The sequence below is a fragment of the Salinibacterium sp. ZJ450 genome (assembly GCF_011751885.2).
In the GTDB taxonomy this organism is placed as follows: domain Bacteria; phylum Actinomycetota; class Actinomycetes; order Actinomycetales; family Microbacteriaceae; genus Ruicaihuangia.
In genome coordinates, this window is sequence record NZ_CP061771.1 from 2497206 (window position 1) to 2516331 (window position 19126).

16 protein-coding genes are annotated in these 19126 nt (G+C 66.7%); 6 read left to right on the forward strand and 10 right to left on the reverse strand.

Going from position 1 to position 19126, the window contains the following annotated elements:
* Window positions 1–481: 481 nt before the first annotated feature.
* A complete protein-coding gene (locus HCT51_RS12020; RefSeq protein WP_166878053.1) occupies window positions 482–3286 on the forward strand; it encodes a phage/plasmid primase, P4 family in 2805 nt (934 codons plus the stop codon).
* 223 nt (window positions 3287–3509) lie between these two features.
* Here the strand turns inward: HCT51_RS12020 and HCT51_RS12025 are convergent, their stop codons facing one another.
* From HCT51_RS12025 to HCT51_RS12035, 3 genes are all read right to left on the reverse strand, one after another.
* Window positions 3510–4370 carry a hypothetical protein gene (locus HCT51_RS12025; RefSeq protein ID WP_166878056.1) on the reverse strand — a complete coding sequence of 287 codons (861 nt, stop codon included), beginning with the start codon at window positions 4368–4370 and terminating at the stop codon, window positions 3510–3512.
* Window positions 4371–5142: 772 nt separating this feature from the next.
* Window positions 5143–6213: a redox-regulated ATPase YchF gene (gene ychF, locus HCT51_RS12030; RefSeq protein WP_166878059.1), complete on the reverse strand. Its 1071-nt coding sequence runs from the start codon at window positions 6211–6213 to the stop codon at window positions 5143–5145.
* 25 nt (window positions 6214–6238) lie between these two features.
* Window positions 6239–6655 (reverse strand): hypothetical protein, encoded by a 417-nt coding sequence (locus HCT51_RS12035; RefSeq protein ID WP_166878062.1) that lies wholly within the window; start codon window positions 6653–6655, stop codon window positions 6239–6241.
* Window positions 6656–6767: 112 nt separating this feature from the next.
* Here HCT51_RS12035 and HCT51_RS12040 point away from each other — a divergent pair, with 112 nt between their 5' ends.
* A complete protein-coding gene (locus HCT51_RS12040; protein ID WP_166878065.1) occupies window positions 6768–7364 on the forward strand; it encodes an exonuclease domain-containing protein in 597 nt (198 codons plus the stop codon).
* Window positions 7365–7501: 137 nt separating this feature from the next.
* On the opposite strand, the gene HCT51_RS12045 is transcribed toward HCT51_RS12040, so the two are convergent.
* Window positions 7502–9034, reverse strand: coding sequence for a CoA-acylating methylmalonate-semialdehyde dehydrogenase (locus tag HCT51_RS12045; RefSeq protein WP_166878070.1), 1533 nt, complete (start codon window positions 9032–9034; stop codon window positions 7502–7504).
* Between the two features lie 65 nt (window positions 9035–9099).
* Between HCT51_RS12045 and HCT51_RS12050 the strand changes: the two genes are divergently transcribed.
* The 3 genes from HCT51_RS12050 (at window position 9100) to HCT51_RS12060 (ending at window position 12361) form a co-directional block, all read left to right on the forward strand.
* Entirely contained in the window at window positions 9100–9675 is a 576-nt protein-coding gene (locus HCT51_RS12050; RefSeq protein ID WP_166878073.1) for a YdeI/OmpD-associated family protein, read from the forward strand.
* 131 nt (window positions 9676–9806) lie between these two features.
* Window positions 9807–10817 (forward strand): hypothetical protein, encoded by a 1011-nt coding sequence (locus tag HCT51_RS12055; RefSeq protein ID WP_166878076.1) that lies wholly within the window; start codon window positions 9807–9809, stop codon window positions 10815–10817.
* A gap of 125 nt (window positions 10818–10942) precedes the next feature.
* Window positions 10943–12361 carry a DNA recombination protein RmuC gene (locus HCT51_RS12060; protein WP_166878079.1) on the forward strand — a complete coding sequence of 473 codons (1419 nt, stop codon included), beginning with the start codon at window positions 10943–10945 and terminating at the stop codon, window positions 12359–12361.
* Here HCT51_RS12060 and HCT51_RS12065 read toward each other — a convergent pair.
* From HCT51_RS12065 to HCT51_RS12080, 4 genes are all read right to left on the reverse strand, one after another.
* Window positions 12358–13725, reverse strand: a complete 1368-nt coding sequence (locus tag HCT51_RS12065) for a phosphoribosyltransferase family protein (protein ID WP_166878083.1) — start codon at window positions 13723–13725, stop codon at window positions 12358–12360. The genes HCT51_RS12060 and HCT51_RS12065 overlap by 4 nt on opposite strands.
* Window positions 13726–13738: 13 nt before the next feature.
* A complete protein-coding gene (locus tag HCT51_RS12070) occupies window positions 13739–13954 on the reverse strand; it encodes a hypothetical protein (protein ID WP_191413606.1) in 216 nt (71 codons plus the stop codon).
* Window positions 13955–14199: 245 nt separating this feature from the next.
* Entirely contained in the window at window positions 14200–15189 is a 990-nt protein-coding gene (gene glpX, locus HCT51_RS12075; RefSeq protein WP_166878086.1) for a class II fructose-bisphosphatase, read from the reverse strand.
* 104 nt (window positions 15190–15293) lie between these two features.
* The gene (locus HCT51_RS12080) at window positions 15294–15611 is read right to left on the reverse strand and encodes a putative quinol monooxygenase (RefSeq protein WP_166878089.1); all 318 of its coding nucleotides are present in this window, start codon (window positions 15609–15611) and stop codon (window positions 15294–15296) included.
* 116 nt (window positions 15612–15727) lie between these two features.
* Between HCT51_RS12080 and fbaA the strand changes: the two genes are divergently transcribed.
* Entirely contained in the window at window positions 15728–16753 is a 1026-nt protein-coding gene (fbaA, locus tag HCT51_RS12085; protein WP_166878092.1) for a class II fructose-bisphosphate aldolase, read from the forward strand.
* Here fbaA and HCT51_RS12090 read toward each other — a convergent pair.
* Together HCT51_RS12090 and HCT51_RS12095 are read right to left on the reverse strand one after the other, a co-directional pair.
* On the reverse strand, window positions 16738–17907 hold the full coding sequence (locus HCT51_RS12090; protein WP_166878095.1) for a hypothetical protein: 1170 nt from the start codon (window positions 17905–17907) through the stop codon (window positions 16738–16740). The genes fbaA and HCT51_RS12090 overlap by 16 nt on opposite strands.
* Complete coding sequence (locus tag HCT51_RS12095) at window positions 17897–19093, reverse strand: sensor histidine kinase (RefSeq protein WP_166878098.1); 1197 nt, start codon at window positions 19091–19093, stop codon at window positions 17897–17899. Before HCT51_RS12095 ends, HCT51_RS12090 begins: the two co-directional genes overlap by 11 nt.
* Between the last annotated feature and the right edge of the window lie 33 nt (window positions 19094–19126).

Sequence of the window (19126 nt, forward strand, 5' to 3'; positions counted from 1 at the left end):
TTCTTTTAATCCGCACCTGGCGACTATCGGATACCGAACCTCCCCCGCACCTATCTCCCGTGGAGGCGTATCCCCGACGCCGGCACAGGAACCCAGCCCACCTGGACCTGAACCTCACGCATAGAGGAACAGAGCAGAACCCCGACAGGTCAACACAACCCAGCCGGACCAGAACCTCACGCAAAGAAGAACAGAGCAGAACCCCGACAGGTCGACACAACCCAGCCGGACCAGAACCTCACGCAAAGAAGAACAGAGCAGAACCCCGACAGGTCAACACAACCCAGCCGGACCAGAACCTCACGCAAAGAAGAACAGAGCAGAACCCCGACAGGTCAACACAACCCAGCCGGACCAGAACCTCACGCAAAGAAGAACAGAGCGGAAACCCGACAGGTCACCGCCCAGCAGTACACCTGAGGCCCGCAAGAGCGTGCCTCCCCGCCCCCGGCTCACGCCAACAACCAACAGGAGAAACCCAGTGAGCAAGCAGCAGAACACCACCAACAGCATCCCCGAGGCAACCCGGGCGACCGCACCGTCCGACTTCGAGGACCTCTCGTACTCGTACGGTAACGACGAAAGGGTCGCCACGTGGGCGCAGCGTTACATGTACGACCGGGCGATCTCCCCTGAGGTCGCCGACGCCCGTGGCTACTACGTCCCTGAGACTCCATCTGATTGGACCGTCGCTCGGTTCCTCGGCGTCGACGCGTTCAAAAACGCGATCAAGAACAAGTCCCACTTCACCGCGAACGAGGACTACGAGCGCGAGTGGAACCGGAACCCCAAGGTCCGCCCATTGGGCATCCCGCTTTACTCGATCGAGAACGGCCCTAACGTCCCTGTCAGTATCCAGATCCGCCCGCAGGCTCCCATCACCGTTCAGGAGAATGTCCTGGACGCGAACGGTGCCCCGGTGATGGTGAAGGTCAAGGGCAAGGAGAAAAAGACCGACGAGGCCACCGGCGTAGTCACCGAGGTCGAAGTTGAGAACCAGCGCCGGAAGACCAAACCGAAGAACTTGAAGTTCCTTGCACCGATGGGCGTGAAACGTGGCGACGGATCCATTGGCACCCTGCCTGCCCCGGACGTCCACCCCCTCGTTCAGGAGCTCTTGGCCCAGGAGGACCCGGGCGACCGGATTCCTATGCTCTACACCGAGGGCATCCACAAGGCCGACTCGGCCTTGTCCGCGGCCCTCCGCAGCGGCCGGAAGCTGATCACCGCCGCTGTCACCGGCGTGCAGATGGGCTTCCACGCCCCCGCCACCGAGGAGAACGACTCGGGTGAGCCGATCCTCACCAAGGGGATGCGGGCGATCGCATGGGAAGGCCGCGATGTCTATATCGCCTTTGACCCGGACTGGCGGAGCAAGCCCGCTGTGGCGGGTGCCATGCTCACCACCGCCCGCCTGTTGGAAGCTGCCGGCGCTCAGGTGTTCATCATCGACGTCCCAACGTCCTCCGGCGTCAACGGCCTCGATGACTACCTCGCCGCGTCCGATGACACCGCACTGTGGGAGCTGTTCGAGAACGCGATTAGCCCCAACACGGCCGACCGTCACGCTCGCCGCTACCCGCAAGACGACATCGGCAGGGCTGCGCGTCTGGCGGATGAACTCCGCGCCCTCGGCACCTACAAGTTCAACTACACGAAGAAGTACCGACCTATGCACTTCGACGGGAAGCGTTGGGATGAAGACAAGAAGCTCACCATCCAGAATCTGGCGATCAAACTGACCGAGCGGGACCTGGAGGACAAGGCCGGTCGTTCGAGACGTGCAATCGACTCCGCCATCGCACTGTCGCAGTCGACGCAGGGCCTCGTCGTCACCAGTGAGGAGTTCGACCAAGACCCCTATTTGCTGAATGCCCAGAACGGCACCATCGACTTGAAGACCGCCACCATCGAGCCACACTCCCCGATGGACATGATCACCACCATCACCCCCGTGCCGTGCGACTTCAGTATGCCGACCCCGGTGTTCCTGTCGTTCCTGCACGACATCTCCTGCGGTGACGCCGACATGATCTTGTATCTCCAGCTCATGGCGGGTTCGGCGCTCATCGGTAAGGCGACCACAAAGCTTCACGTGTTCCTCGGCAGCGGCGGCAACGGTAAGTCACTGTTCCAAGCGCTGCTCCGGAACGTCCTCGGCGGCGACTACGTGTCGTCCATGAAGGCCTCCACCCTGCTTGACGGTGCGACGGATGTTGACATGGCCGGTCTCAGGGGCAAGCGCCTCGTCATGGTCGCTGAACTCAGCATGGGCACCCATCTAAAGGATGGCGCTTTGAAGACCATCACGAGCACCGACGAGGTCAACGCCCGCGCCGTTTTCGAGAATGGCATCGTGTTTGTCCCGTCGTGGACCATCATGTTGTCCTCGAACCACTTCCCGAATATCAGCGACACCTCTGAGGGCATGTGGCGCCGTATCCACGCCATCCCGTTCGACTTCGAAGTGAAGAAGAAGAAGGGTGGCCCTGACGCTCTCCTTGAAGACAAGCTGCGTCGCGAGTACCCCGGCATCCTCGCGTGGATGGTGGAAGGTGCCCGTAAGTACATCGAGGCGGGGGAACAGCTGGAACGCTCCGGCCGCATCGAAACGGAGACGGCCCGTCACCGCGTCGCATCCGACATCCTCGCGGACTTTCTTGCCACCACCTGCGTCGTTGACCCGGACACCCGGTACGACCGCACTGAAATCACTCAGGCGTTCCGTGAGTACATGCAACAGCAGGGGAAGACGGCGTGGTCACAGTCAACGCTGCACAAGGCGCTCATCGAGAAGGGTGTGATTCCGAAGGACAAGCCGATGATCGCATCATCAGGTGTCCGCTACTGGCCGGGGCTCCGCCTCGCGACCGCCACGGAAGTGGCGTCGGCGTTGCGTGACAACTTCGGAGAGCACGACCCTGCGACCGCTGAGGGCGCGAAGGCACTTGTCGACGAGGCTCTGGCGGCCCTGGTGCAGAACACCGGCGGGATCGCCCCGCAGGCGGCACCGACTGTCCGTAAGGTCGCGCCCGCCACCCCGGTCGTGATCCCGGAACCCAAGCCTGGCTACATCACGAACCTGATCACCGGCGCACAATACCCGATTCGCGCAGGCATGAGTAACGGTCCCGCTATCCCTGGACCGTTCGACGACGACTGGGACGAGTCTGAGGACACAATCGCTCACACCCCGGTGGTGTTCGCCGCCGACGAGGACGCAGGGGACCCGTCTGAGGTACGTGTCGACACAGACATCGACATGGACGAGCTCCTGTTCTCCTAAGCCACGAACGATGCAGCAGGGGCCGTCACCACCACTGACGCCCCTGCTCCGCTCTCCTTGGCTTCCCCTCTGACCAGAACGGAACGCTTCGCCCTCCGAGAGGTCACCAAAAAGCCGTTGAGGCACCTGTCAAGTCTGCGATCAACCGTGGTGGTGACAGCCCGCTCATCCAACGATGCGACCCGGCGCGTTCCCGCATAGGGGCGCAGCCGGGGGGCCGTCGTTACTCGGTGATTCGGCGCCGGGCCAGGCGCCAATTCGTAACGCGCTCCGCGCAGTACGCGATCTCGTTCCCGACCTCTTGGTGCCGCCCGTCGGAGGGCCGGCCTTCGTACCGGCTCCGTGAGGTGCGGTGCGGGTCGATCCGGCATGGGAGGCATTGGGAGCTGAACGGCCAGTACTTGTAACCCTTGCATCGGGCGCATGCGCAGCGCACCAGCTTGATTTCTGTGACCGGGGTGGTCTCAGTGGGGTTGCCGTATGCGTAGAGGAACCGCAGAGGTTCGCCCACGGTGGCACCGCGCCAGCTGCGGAACCGTCGCCACTCACGAGAGCCCGCGGCGCGGGCCATGTTCTGGTTGGAGTAGCTCTCGACAGTAATCTGCAGGCCGGATGCGGTGGTGATTTGGTACGTGCCCGCGGCCCAGCTCGGGATATTTGCTATGAGCTTCGATGCCGCTTCGAGCTTCCGGCCATCACGCTGCTGCCATGAGCACGGCATGCAGAGCACCTGCATCCAGCTGCCGTTGCGCAGCTTCGCTCCCCACAGCCGACCACGTCCGCAGGCTTCGCAAGTGTGGGTGGCCAATTTTTCGTAGGGTTTCTGAATCGCGGCAACAGCTCGGCGGTCCTCCGGGTGCACAGCGGCAGGGTTCATCCCGAATCGGGCCTGAGCGTACTTCTCCTTCACGTACCAACCCTGATCGTAGGACGCGACCTTCGCGCGTAGCTCCTGCTCAGCCGCGAGAGCGAGGGGAAGCCAGCCATCACCGCACTCGACCAGCCGCGGCCCGATCGAGGGGTCAGCGGCCAATGCTCGCCGGGCGCGACGAACCGCGCGAGTGGGTGGGGTCTTGGTGTCCATGGTCGATGCCAATCTAGGTGGGACCGCCGACGCTCCAGCCTCGGGTGAAGTAGCGGAGGCGGCCCCAATGTACCTATGCGCGGCACCTTGCGGGTCGCGGTGTGGCCCCCGTTCGGGCGGCATCCTCCCCCAAAAGGGTGAACCTTGGATTTGAGCGGCGAACCGATTCGCTGGGTAGACAGGCCGGGCGTTCACTGATCGTGCGGCGATCACGGATCGCATCGCACCTGAACCAAGGAACAATCCGCACCATGACCACGATCGCCGCTCCCGCCCGCCTCTCCGTCCTCCGCACTCCCGCCGAGATCGCATCGCTCCGCCGACACCCAAGCGTGGGCGGCGCCGGCCTCGGTCGCCTCTTCCAGCCGCGGCGTCAGGTCGATGGCTTGTGGGCCGCCTCAGTCCCGGTCTGGCTGAGTGACGGGACGACTGGACGCTGTACGGCTGTGGCACCTCGATCCTCATGGCTCGGCGGGACGCCCGGGCAAAGGGCGCGGGACTGATCTCGGAGTAGATCCCAGCCGGCCCAAAACCCGGCGCAAAGAAAGGGCATGACAGATTCCGAATACGCCCAATACGTCCAGGCGCTCGTCGCCACTTGGCCACCGCTCAGTGCGGAGCAGGCCGTGACCATCCGAGCAGCGCTCAAGCCGCCCATTCTCCGCTAACCAGACCGCACAAAATAGAACCCCGCACCGTAACAGTGCGGGGTTCTTCTGCTTTTAACGGAAAATCCCGATCAAGAGCATGTTTTACTTTGCAAGCCTGACCTTTACGAGTGCCTAAACTCCACCACGTCGCCGTCCTGCATGACGTAATCCTTGCCCTCCATGCGGGCCTTGCCGTGCGCGCGAGCCTCGGCAACCGAGCCGGTCTCGACCAGGTCGGCAAAGGAGATGACCTCGGCCTTGATAAAGCCCCGCTCGAAGTCGGTGTGGATGACGCCGGCGGCCTGCGGGGCCTTCGAACCCTTGGGGATCGTCCAGGCGCGAGTCTCCTTGGGGCCCGCGGTGAGGTAGGTCTGCAGGCCGAGCGTGCTGAAGCCGATGCGGGCGAGCTGGTCGAGGCCGCTCTCCTCCTGTCCGGTGGAGGCCAGAAGTTCCGCGGCATCCGCTTCATCTAGGTCGATCAGTTCGCTCTCCAGCTTCGCGTCGAGGAAGACCGCCTGCACCGGCGCGACAAGGTCGGCGAGTTCCTGCTTCTTCGCGGCATCCGTCAGCACGGCCTCGTCGACGTTGAAGACGAAGATGAACGGCTTCGCGGTGAGCAGGCCAAGCTCGCGGATCGGCTCAATGTCGACCTTGGAGGCAGAGAGCAGCGTGCCCTCGTTCAGCGCAGCCATGGCCTGCTGCGCGGCATCCAGAACGGACGGGTCGAGCTTCTTGCCCTTGACCTCTTTCTCGTAGCGCGGCAGCGCCTTCTCGAGGGTCTGCAGGTCGGCGAGGATCAGCTCGGTATTGATGGTTTCCATGTCGCTGGCGGGATTAACCGCGCCCTCGACGTGCACCACGTCGTCGTCGTTGAAGCCCCGGATGACCTGCGCGATCGCGTCGGCCTCGCGGATGTTGGCGAGGAACTTGTTGCCGAGGCCCTCGCCCTCGCTGGCGCCCTTGACGATGCCGGCGATGTCGACGAACGACACCGGGGCGGGCAGGATGCGCTCACTGCCGAAGATCTCGGCGAGCTTGCCGAGGCGCTCGTCGGGGAGGTTCACCACACCGATATTCGGTTCGATCGTCGCGAACGGGTAGTTCGCGGCGAGCACCGTGTTCTTGGTCAGTGCGTTGAAGAGGGTGGACTTGCCGACATTCGGGAGTCCGACGATTGCGATAGTGAGAGCCACGGGGGTCTATCGTACCGGGGCTTGCCTACTCCTCCTTGATCAGGAGGTTCGGGGCGACGGCCGTCCAGCCGTCGGCGGGGATGTCGGACAGGCCATTCGGCACAAGCTGAACGATGGTGCCGTCAGCCAGACCGAGTTGGAAGGGGAGGCTGCGCGAGCCGCCGGTGGACAGTTCGGCCGGCGCGGCGCTCACCGCGATCAGCATGTAGCCGCCGTCCTCGTCGCGGCCGACGAAGTACTTCCGTTGGCCGGCGTCGGTCGCTGTGTCGGCGAGGTGGCGTACCGAGTCCACGTCGAGGGATTCGAGCTGGCTGAACTGCGCCAGCACATCGGTCTCAGACTGCGCACGGTCCAGAGCCGAGACTGCGGACGGTGAGCTGCATCCCGCCAACCCCAGGACGCTCGCCGCCGCGATCAACGCCACTGCTGCTGCTCCGCGCATCCGCCCCTCCCTCGTGATGGATCTTCACATCAGACTATTGAGTGCGGCGAGTCCTGACTAGAGCGGCGTGCGCTCCCGGCCAGCGTCGCCGGCTCGTGAGACGATCAGCCCCGTGCCACTGGACTTCACCGCAATCGACTTCGAGACAGCTAACAATCACGCGGCATCCGCTTGCTCGGTCGGTCTGGTGAAGGTGCGCGACGGCAAGGTGGTCGACACCGCAGGCTGGCTGATCCGGCCGCCGTTCGGCTACGACGACTTCTCGGAGTGGAACACCCGGATTCACGGGATTGTGGCGTCGGATGTCGCGGACGCAGCGCTCTGGAGCGACCAGCTGCCCGACCTGTTGGCATTCGCGGACGGCGACGACCTCGTCGCCCACAATGCCGGCTTTGACATGGGCGTGATCAAGGCGGCGTGCACCGCGAGCCTGCTCGATATCCCTTCGTTCCGGTACGCGTGCACACTGCAGCTGGCCCGGAAGACGTACACCCTGGACTCCTACCGGCTGCCGGTGGCGGCGATGGCCGCGGGCTTCGAGGACTTCAACCACCACGACGCGATCGCCGACGCCGAGGCGTGCGCGGCGATCATGATCCACGCGTCGAAGCGGCACGAGGCATCCGACCTCGACCAGCTGGCCGAGGTCAGTGGCATCCGCATCAATTCGATCGGGAGCGTCGCCGAAGCAGTGGCGGCGAGCGCGTAGCCGCTCCCGCCGCCCAGCGCGAGCGCGCGCGCACCGTGGGTCGCGCAGAACGGCAGTGTTTCGTCGCGCCACGCCGCTCAACTCGTGCGACACGCCGCCTCTGGACGCGGATCGCTGCCGTTGTGCGCAGCGGCCCCCTACTCGTGCTGCGGGAAGCCCAGGTTGATGCCGCCGTGCGACGGGTCGAGCCAGCGCGAGGTGACCGCCTTCTGCCGGGTGAAGAAGTGCACGGCGTCGGGGCCGTAGGCCTTGGTGTCGCCGAACAGTGAATTCTTCCAGCCGCCGAAGGAGAAGTACCCGACCGGCACCGGGATCGGCACGTTGATGCCGATCATGCCCACCGACACCTCGTGCTGGAAGCGGCGGGCCGCTCCCCCATCGTTGGTGAAGATCGCCGTGCCGTTGCCGTATGGGCTGGCGTTGATCAGCGCCACCCCTTCTTCATACGAGGCCACTCGCACCACCGACAGCACCGGTCCGAAGATCTCGTCGGTGTACACCTTCGACGAGGTGGGCACCTTGTCGATCAGGGTCGGTCCCATCCAGAAGCCCTCGGCTGCGCCATCCGCCTGCACGCCCCGGCCGTCCACGGCCACAGTGGCGCCGTCGGCGATCGCGACGTCGAGGTAGCCGGCGACCTTGTCACGGTGCTCCTTGGTGATCAGCGGGCCCATGTCGCAACCCCGGGTGCCGTCGCCGACGGTGAGCGCCGACATCCGTTCGCTGACTTTCTGCACCAGGTCGTCGGCCACCGGCTCGACGGCGACCACCACGCTGACCGCCATGCACCGCTCACCCGACGAGCCGAAGCCCGCGTTCACGGCCGCGTCGGCGGACAGGTCGAGGTCGGCGTCTGGCAGCACCAGCATGTGGTTCTTGGCACCGCCGAGCGCCTGCACGCGCTTGCCGTTGCGGGTTCCGGTTTCGTAGATGTACTTCGCGATCGGTGTGGATCCGACGAATGAAATGCTGGCGACATCCGGATGCGACAGCAACGCGTCGACCGCCTCCTTGTCGCCGTGCACCACGTTCAGCACGCCGTCGGGCAGTCCCGCCTCCTTCATCAGTCTGGCCAGGAACACCGACGCCGACGGGTCCTTCTCGCTGGGCTTCAGCACCACCGTGTTGCCGGCCGCGATCGCGATCGGGAAGAACCACAGCGGCACCATCGCCGGAAAATTGAACGGGCTGATGATGCCGACCACGCCGAGCGGCTGCCGCAGCGAGTACACGTCGACGCCGGTCGACACGTTCTCACTGAACTCACCCTTGGCCAGGTGCGGCAGACCGCAGGCGAACTCGACCACCTCGAGGCCGCGGGCCACCTCGCCGAGCGCGTCGGCGGTGACCTTGCCGTGCTCGGCGGTGAGGATGGCGGCGACCTCGTCCTTGCGGGCGTTCAACAGCTCACGGAAGGCGAACATCACCTGCTGCCGCTTGGACCAGGAGGTGCCAGACCAGTCGGGGAACGCCGCCTTCGCGGCCTGGACGGCGGCGTCGACATCGGCGGATGTCGCGAACCTCACCTCGCGGCTGACGACCCCCGCGGCGGGGTTGTAGACCGGCCCGGTGCGGGTGGATTCCCCCGTGAACGACGCACCGCGAACCCAATGCTCAACAGTCTTTTCGGCGAGAGCGCCTCTGGGCGTCTCCCTCTCGAGGATGCTCATGCGCGCCACACTACTCCGCGCCCCCGCAGACGCAATCCCGGGGTTCTGCGGAGTAGGCTCGCGCCATGGACAGCCGTGACCAGGCCGAGCAATTCCATCCCGAGAGCGTCGCCGAATGGCGACAGTGGCTCGAACAGAACCACGAGCAGTCGCCCGGCGTGTGGGTGGTTTCCTGGCGGGGCGCCACTGGTCGTCGAACGCTGCCATACGAGGATCTGGTGCTCGAGGCCCTCGCCGTCGGCTGGGTCGATGGCCAGGCGCGGCCGCTCGACGACGAGCGCTCGATGCTCTGGTTCACCCGACGCAAGCCGGGCAGCGGCTGGGCGCGCACCAACAAGGACCGCATCGCTCAACTCGAACGAGAGGGACGGATGTCGCCAGCCGGCGAGCTCGCCGTTGAGAAGGCCCGCGAGAACGGTTCCTGGACGTTGCTTGACGACGCGGAGAACCTGACCGAATCGCCGGAACTATCCGCCGCGCTCGACGCGGTACCGATGGCGCGCGCGAATTGGGATGCGTTCCCGGCCTCGGTGCGCAAGTTCGCACTCAGCTGGATCGCGTTCGCCAAGAAGCCCGAGACGCGCGCACGCCGCATCGCCGACATCGTCGACAAGGCGTCGCGCGGAGAGCGGCCGTCGTGACGCGCATCTCATACTCGATTTCTACTCAGAATGGGCATAAAACGCACTTATAGATGAAACTCACAGTTACGATTTCATAACCTTTCAGGTGGATTCAGGGGGGTTGAATTCAGCCCTCTTGAAAGGAAATTGTGAGTAGAAGCACGCCAAGACACATCCATCCGCGCCACCTCCTCCCCAAAGGTCGCAGGCAGATCGGAGCCCTGACCGGCTCGCTTCTGGCCCTCACCCTGATGTTCGGGGCTGGCTTCGCCTACGAGGCTGCGGAACCGGTGTCCGCGTCCGCCAGCTCGGCGATCCAGGAGGCCCCAGGCAAGTCGGCGGCCGCGCACCAGAAGAACGCTGAGCGCAAGGCGCAGCAGGCTGCCCCGGTCGCCCCGCCGGCCGCGGAGCCGGTCGCCGAACCCGCGCAGCCGGTGACCCAGCCCGCTCCCGCTCCCGCTCCGGCGACCCCCGCAGCAGCAGCAGCCGCGGGCAGCGGAACCAGCAGCTACCCGATGCACACCAAGATCGCCGCCACCACGTTCTGGGTGGGCGAGATCTTCGACGCCAACGCCGCGGACGGCAGCCAGATGCTGTCCACCTACGACGCCAACTGGTTCGCGAACTACGGCGGCTGCGACGGCGTCAGCACCGGCGGAGCCTGTGACACCGAGCCGCGCGTCGCCGCCAACGGGTTCTTCCCGTCATCCATGACTCCGAAGCAGAACCCGTTCTACCTCGACCTGCCATACGACGACGTGAACGACCCGACCGGCTTCGCCAACCGCGGCGCCGTCATCCCGTGGGCGAACGACCCGGCATACGCCGGCCAGGTTGGCGAGCAGGGCAAGAGCCTGATGAAGAACCGCTGGGTGAAGCTGATGAAGGATGGCCAGACCTGCTACGGCCAGATCGCGGATGCCGGCCCCGGCGAGTACCACGACTCCGAGTACGTCTTCGGCGCCGGCGACGCCCGCCCGGCCAACGCCCGCTACGGCGGCGCGGGCATGGACGTCTCCCCCGCCCTGAACGGCTGCCTCGGCTTCTCCGACCTGAACGGCATGAGCGACCTCGTCGACTGGCAGTTCATCAACTACGAAGACGTGCCGGCCGGCCCCTGGCTGAACGTGCACTCCAACGACAACACGGTGATCAACTAACCCGCACTCGTTCGAGCAGCTGGGGTCGTGCCGATTGGCGCGGCCCCGGTGCCGGTTAAGGCGGAGCTATGCGGTGCGCGGCGCGGTTGAAATCGGATGTCGGATGCCGCTGACACACTGAAGTCATGGATCTTCTCGCACTGCTCATCGGCCTGGTCATCGGGGTGCTGCTGGGCGGCGTGGCTGCGTTGCTGTACGTGCGGTCGCGGCCCTCGGCCGCCGGCGAAGACCCGGCGCTGGTCGAGGCCCGCCACGCCGCCGAGCTGGCGCAGCTGCGGTCCGTCGAGCAGGCTCGGTTGGCCGAGATGCGCGCCGAGGAGCAGGCCGTCCAGGCCCGCCTCTCGGCGGAGCTCGCCTCGGTGCACGCCACCGCGTCGGCGTTCCGGGCGCAGATCGTCGGCCTGCAGGAGCAGCAGCGCGAGCTGGTGGATCGTCAGCGCGCCGAGCACCAGGCCCAGACCGAACGCGACCGCGCCGAGAGCAAGGTGCTGCAGGCGCTGACCCCGGTGCAGGAGAACCTGCGGGCGATGCAGCTGAAGGTCACCGAGCTCGAGACCCAGCGCAGCCTGCAGCACGGCGAGCTGAGCCAGCAGTTGAAGGCGGCGAACGAATCCGAGGAGCGGCTGCGCGCCACGGCCGAGTCGCTGGCGTCCGCGCTCAAGAGCAACAGCACCCGCGGAGTGTGGGGCGAGACCCAGCTGCGCAACGTGGTGCAGGCCGCCGGGCTGATCGAGCGGGTCGACTTCGACGTGCAGTCCAGCATCAGTTCGGATGCCGGATCGGGTCGCCCCGACATGGTGGTGCACCTGCCCGGGGGCAAGAACATCGCGGTCGACGCGAAGGTTCCGTTCAACTCGTACCTCGAGGCCAGCCAGATCCCGGTCACCGCCACCGGCGAGGAGGCCGTGCGCCGCGAGCAGTTGATCAAGCAGCACGTGAAGGCGTTGCGCGCGCATATCGACGCGCTCGCCAGCAAGACCTACTGGGCGGGACTCGAGGCCTCCCCCGAACTCGTGATCGCGTTCATCCCGAGCGAGTCGCTGGTGTCAAGCGCGATGGAAGCCGACCCGTCGATCATGGACTACGCCTTCGGCAAGCGGGTGGCACTGTCGTCGCCGGTGACCCTGTGGTCGGTGCTGAAGACGGTGGCGTTCAGCTGGCAGCAGGACGTGCTCACCGAAGACGCCAAACAGCTGTTCGACCTCAGCCGCGAGCTGTACACCCGGTTGGCGAAGCTGTCTGAGCACATCGAGAAGCTGGGGCGCTCGATCGAGAGCACGGTCAAGAACTACAACGCCTTCGTCGGCTCGATGGAACGCCAGGTGCTGCCGAGCGCCCGCAAGCTGAACGCGCTCGACGAGACCAAGGTGCTCGGCCCGCTGGCCGGCATCGAGGAGTCGCCGCGTGAGCTGACGGCGTACGAGTTGACGACCGCGGCACCCGCCGAGGTGGCTGCCGAGGTGACTGCCGGGTCCGTCGAGCACACCGCGCCCTCGACCGAGCGAATTGACGCCGCGCGCCCACAGGATGTGAACGCGGCCTAAGAGACGCCCGTGCCGCCCAGGTGCGTCAAAAACCAGTCGCGTGCCAAACGGGCTGCTTCGTTTAGGGTTCCCGGCTCCTCGAACAGGTGGGTGGCGCCAGGCACCACGGCAAGTTTGTTCTCGCACTGCAGGTGGCGCTGCGCCTCGCGGTTGAGCTCGAGCACCGCCTCGTCGTGACCGCCGACGATCAGCAGGGTGGGCGACGTGACCCGGTGAAGCACCGGAATGGTGAGGTCGGGTCGACCACCCCGTGAGACGACGGCCGAAACGCCCTCGCCCCGGGCCGCTGCAGCCGCGAGTGCGGCAGCAGCACCCGTGCTGGCGCCGAAGTACGCGATCGGCAGGCCGGCAGCCCAGGGCTGCCGCGCGGCCCAATCGCTCGCGGCACCCAGCCGCGCTGACAGCAGATCGATGTCGAAGACGTTGGACCGGCGGGACTCCTCGGCCGTGGTCAGCAGGTCAAAGAGCACGGTTCCGAGCCCTGCGTTGTGCAGCACCGAGGCGACGTATCGGTTACGGGGACTGGTGCGGCTGCTGCCGCTGCCGTGGGCGAACAGCACCACTCCGAGCGAGTCCGGCGGAAGCGTGACGTGGCCGGGTAACACGGTGTCGTCGCCCACCGGGATGACGACGTCCTGATCTGCGCCGGAATGCGCGGCGCCCCCGCTCCCGACATCCCCCTCCGCTGCCCTTCCGGGCGGCGCGCGGCCGGCGGTGGTCCTGGCGGCGGTGTTGACCGCCGCGCGCTCCAACAGCGCGACCACCTCGTCATCGCTGGTCTGGCCGAAGTGGTCGTAGAACTCCCCGACGGCGTTGAACCGGTAGGGCTGCTGCAGGCAGACGAACTCGTCGACCTGCGGCCAGTCCGCCGGCGCGGCGTCGGCCGGGGCCACGGGCACCGCGAGGACCACCACCGATGCCCCGGCGGCGCGGGCCACGGAACAGGCCGCGCGCGCCGTTGAGCCGGTGGCCAGCCCATCGTCGACGACGAGCGCGGTCTTACCCACCAGCGACAGGCGTGGCTGGCCCGGGCGGAACCGGCGGGCACGCTCCTCGACGACCTGCCGCTCCCGATCAGCCGCCGCGGCCAGCACCGCCTTGCTCACCCCCATATCCCGCACGATCCGGTCGTTGACCACGATCACGTTGCCCTCGCCGACCGCGCCCATCGCCAATTCCGGCTGCTGCGGCACACCGAGTTTCCGCACCACGATCACGTCGAGCGGAGCGGCGAGGGTATCGGCGACCTCGGCCGCGACCGGCACGCCGCCGCGCGGCAGGCCGAGCACCACCGTGTCGGGTCCGCGGTACTGCAGCAGCCGCTGCGCGAGCCGGCGGCCGGCATCCCGACGGTCACGGAACATCGCGAGCCTCCCGTCACGCGGCGGGCTCGATGTTCTGATTGCCGCGGAAGACGTTATCGGGGTCGAAGACCGCGACGGCCAGCGAATGTTGACGCGCGTATGCCAACGCCTCTCTGACGTCATCCGCGCTGGCGCAGGCGGCGATCACCGCCGGGCGCCGGGCGATCATCGCGTTGAACAGCGCGCAGGTCGCGTCGTAGTCGACGTCGTCAGGCCTGACCCACTTCATTGCCCATTCCCTTGCCTCCGGCACGAGTAGCACCTCGTGGGCACGAGTAGCACCTCGTGGGCGCCACGTTAGGCCGCCCGAGAGGCGGCGACAAGGGGGCGCTGGGCGTCAGGTTCGCGAAGCGCCACCGACGCCACGAGCGCCGCACTTTCGTGCGAGCGCCGCCGTCAGAACTGCGGCGCTCGTGCGAAAGGGCGGCGCTCGATGAGTCACCGCGCACCCGAGGGTTCAGGTGGTGGAGCGGCTTAGTCCTCGAGCCACTTCGAGACGAGGTGATCGGCCAGCACGCGGCGGATGGTGCCGGAGTGTGAGCGCAGCACCACGCTCTCGGTCTTGATGATCGGCCCCTTGCGGCGCACGCCCGCGACCAGCTCACCGTTGGTCACACCGGTCGCCACGAAGAAGGTGTTGTGGCCCGAGACGAGCTCATCGGCCTCGTAGACGTAGTCGAACTTGAGCCCGGCGTCGAGGCCACGCTGCTTCTCCTCGTCGGAGCCGGGAGCCAGCCGGCCCTGCAGGAATCCGCCGAGCGCCTTGATCGCGGCGGCGGTGGCCACACCCTCCGGGCTGCCACCGATGCCGACGCACATGTCGATGCGGCTTTCGTAGCGTGCCGCGTTGATGCCGCCCGCGACGTCGCCGTCGAGCATCAGCCGGGTGCCGGCACCCGCGGCGCGGATGTCGTCGATCAACTGCGCGTGGCGCGGACGGTCCAGCACCGCAACCCGAAGCTCCGAGACATCCGTTCCCTTCGCCGCAGCCAGCGCCCGCAGGTTCTCGCCGATCGGTTTGCGGATGTCGATGACACCGACGCCTTCGGGGCCGGTGACGATCTTGTCCATGTAGAACACGGATGACGCGTCGAGCATGGTGCCCCGGTCGGACACCGCGATCATCGAGATCGCGTTCTGGCGGCCGGCGGCGGTGAGCGAGGTGCCGTCGATCGGGTCGACCGCGATGTCGCAGGCGGGTCCGCGGCCGTTGCCGACGTGCTCGCCGTTGTAGAGCATCGGCGCCTGGTCTTTTTCCCCCTCGCCGATCACGACGACGCCGTCGAAGTTCACGGTGCCGAGGAACTTGCGCATGGCGTCGACGGCGGCCTTGTCAGCGGCGTTCTTGTCGCCGCGTCCGATGAACGGGTAGGCGCGGATGGCGGCGGCCTCGGTGGCGCGCACCAGTTCCATGGCGAGGTTGCGATCGGGCTGTTCGATGAGGATTGAGTCGTCCGGTGTCATCTGAATGGCGTCCTTAAATTGTGATTCTTTGTGCAGGAAAACACGCCGGGTGGTGACAGCGTCGCGCTCTCAGCCTATCGCGCAGGCCCCCAGTTGAGGACAGTTCAGAGCGAGCCCTGCTCGGGCGTACCGGCGGGAATCGGCACCAAACGGGTGACCTCGACCGGCCGGGCGAGCAGGCCGTCCAGCGCCGCGCGCTGCGCCACGACCGCGGGGCTGCTGCCGTGAATGTCGAGGAGTTGCTCGGTGGCCCACTTCTCGATCATCACGATCGTGCCGGTCGGGTTCTCGTGGATCGCATACAGCAGGCATCCGTCTTCTTCGTGCACCGCCGCGATCGACGGCTTCAGCACGTCGAGCACGGCGTCGTGCTGTCCCTCGGCGGGTTCGAAGATGGCGGTGACGACGATTGGGTTGCTCATTCCTCAAGTATGCCGATCAGAGCAGGCGCGCGGCTCGCTCGATCAATAGACTCGGAACAAGACCACACCGCGGACCAGGGCTGATCGCCGCAGCGTGATGCCTCGAAGGAGAGAGTATGCCTATCGCCACCCCCGACCAGTACGCCGAAATGCTTGACAAGGCGAAGACCAAGGGGTTCGCCTACCCCGCCATCAACGTCTCGTCATCACAGACGATCAACGCGGTGCTGCAGGGGCTGAGCGACGCGGAATCCGACGGCATCATCCAGGTGACCACCGGCGGCGCCGACTACTTCGCCGGCCAGAGCGTCAAGGCCCGCGCGTCCGGCGCGCTCGCCTTCGCCGCATTCGCCACCGAGGCGGCGAAGAACTACCCGGTCACGGTCGCGCTGCACACCGACCACTGTCCCAAGGACGCCCTCGACGGCTTCGTGCTGCCGTTGATCGAGGCATCCGAATCTGAGGTCAGGGCCGGACGCAACCCGATCTTCCAGTCGCACATGTGGGACGGCTCGGCCGTGCCGCTCGGCGAGAACGTCGAGATCGCCAAGGAACTCCTCCCCCGGATGAAGGCGATCAACGCCATCCTCGAGGTCGAGATCGGCGTCGTCGGCGGCGAAGAAGACGGCGTCAGCCACGACATCAACGAGCACCTGTACACCACGCTGGATGACGCCATTGCGGTCGTCGACGCGCTGGGCCTCGGCGAGCAGGGCCGGTACATGGCAGCCCTCACCTTCGGCAACGTGCACGGCGTGTACAAGCCGGGCAACGTGCAACTGCGGCCGTCGCTGCTCAAGGAGATCCAGGACGGCCTGCAGGCCAAGTACGGCACCGGCCCGAACCCGCTCGACCTGGTCTTCCACGGTGGATCCGGATCATCGGATGCCGAGATCGCTGAGGCCGTGGCCAACGGTGTGATCAAGATGAACATCGACACCGACACGCAGTACGCGTTCACCCGGTCGATCGCCGGGTACATGCTCGCGAACTACGAGGGTGTGCTGAAGGTCGACGGCGAGGTCGGCAACAAGAAGCTGTACGACCCGCGCGCCTGGGGCAAGGTCGCCGAGCGCAACATGGCCGCCCGTGTGGTGGAGGCCACCAAGCAGCTCGGCTCGGCCGGCTACTCCGGCAAGTAGGTCTGTTGTAACAAGCTCTGCCGAGGCGTGGCGGGCAGCTGAAAGCGTACGCGCAGCTGCTCGCCCGCCTCCCAGTGCAGGTCGCGGGCCACGGTCTGCAAGGTCAGGTAGTAGGGGGCCAGCAGCCTCACCCGCCGGGCCTCCGGCATGGTCAGCTTCATCCGCACATCGACCGCAGTCGCGTCATCCGGTTGCCCGCGCAGGCTGATCCGCAGGGTTCCGGGCTCGAGCATCGGACTGCCGAGAACCGTGGACAGGATGCCGCGGACCACCGCACGCTGCGGCGCCGTCATCCGCTCGGCACGACCGTTCGGGTCGAGAACGGTGAGTTCGTGCTCGGCCGCGAGGTCGTCGAGCCAGGTGCTCTGCACCCGGGCGACCAGCACCGAGCGCACCCGGTCGGCGAGGGCCGCCGCCTCAGCGCGGTCGTCATCGCCCACCTCGGCGCGCCGCGCGATGCGCAACAGGAACGCGCTCACCGTCTCGGCGACGGCGGAGATCCGGCCATTCCGCAACACCGCCGTGGCGTGCTCCTGCACACCGCTCCGGGTGCCGTGGCCGGGCGCTGCCGCATCGCGGGCGACCAGGGTGTGGCTCACCATGTAGCCGGAATAGACGGCCGCCGCGATGCCACCCATCAGCGGGGTGATCCCGGCGATCAGGGCAATGCTGAGCGGGGGCCAGGGATCGAGTTCGCCGTGCCAGACCAGCCCGGTTGCCAGCGCGCAGACCACGGTCGACGCCAGGGCATAGCAGCTCAGCTTCAGGGCGGAGCTGCGAGTGATCAGCGCCATCAGCACGCAGGCCGCGGCGATCGGCGCCCACCAGTGCTCCACCGGCATGGTTCCGCGGGCGTATCCGATCGCAGACAGCCCCACCCCGACCCAGGAGAGCAGCAACGGCACGATGGCGTGGCGGAGCCGGAACCCGGTGCGATGTGGCGCGGTCAAACGGCCGATCAGCGGAAACGCCACCGCGAAACAGAGGAAGGCGATTAGTTGGGGAACCGGCTTGCTATGGGGCCAGGACGCGATGATCGTGACGGCGCCCAGCGACAGCGCGACACCGCCGAACGCGATCGGCAGGTAGCGGCTGCTGAACCAGCTGAGCGGATCCGCGTCGTGCGGCGAGATCAGCAGCGCGTCACCTCTCATCCAGCACCTCCGCGGGGTCGCGCGGCACCGAGAGGATCACCGAGGTGCCGATTTGGGGTTGAGTCCAGATTGTGGCGCTGCCGCCCGCCCGGCGCAGCCGCCCGACGATGGAGTTGCGGATGCCCAGCCGGTCCAACGAGACATCGTCGATCAGAAATCCGGTGCCGTGATCGACGACCATGACGGTCATTTGCTGCGCGTCGCGGTCGATGAACACATCGGCCGAGTCGGTGTCGGCATGGTTCACGACGTTGTCGAGGCAGGCGCGGATCGCGCTCAGCATGGCGTCGCGGCTTGCCGCCTCAAGATCGCCGAGCGCCGCACTGTGACCGCTCACGTCGACCCTCAGCCCGATCGACTCGTAGTCCGTCACGATCTCGCGGATGTCGTGCTGCAGCGAGCGCCGCGTCGGAGGGGGGAACCCGCCCCGCTCGATCACCGAGGCCAGTGCCGCGGCATCCGCTTCGATTCGATCGCGTTCAGTGGCGGTAAGCGGGCCGGCGCTGTGCACGATCGCCGTGAGGTCGCCGAGAACGGTGTCGTGAATCAGCGCGGCGGCGCGGTGTTCTGCATCTCGGCCGGCGGACATCCGCTCGCTGGCGGCTTCGGCGGCGGCGAGGTCCTCGGTGCGCCGGTCGTGGAGCCTCAGGCTGAACCAGAGCGACACCAGCACCGCACTGAACGTGAGCGCCGCGATCACCGGCCCCTCGGCGACCCGGGGAGGCAACCCGAGCACACCGGATGCCGCGAGCGTCGCCAGGGTGCCGAGCGCAAAGCCGGAGAGGCACCAGACCAGCCCGCTGAGGGCGCTGCCCGTGACCGCGCCGAGCAGCGCCAGCGTGAAAGCGCCCCGGTTGAGCAGCATTTCCCCGTTGGCCTGCACATCCGGCAGTTCTGACAGCACGATTGCCTGAAAGGCGAAGACGCACAGGGCGCCGACGGCCAGGTACAGGATCGCGGTCGCCCGACCCGGGCGCGCCAGCGCGAGCACCAGGAGCCCGATCTGCACCGCCAGACAGGCCAACGGGATGCCCGCCACGGCGAGGCGCTCACGCGCGGCCAACACGTCGATCAGCAGCAGGGCGTCCACCACCAGCCAGACGATGCCGGTGGAACCAGCGGCGAGCGTGACTGCGCGCACCGTGTATCGCGACACGATGTTCCTGGACGCTGCGGCCAAATCCACAACCGCGATGCTACGGCGTGGGTGCGACATTCG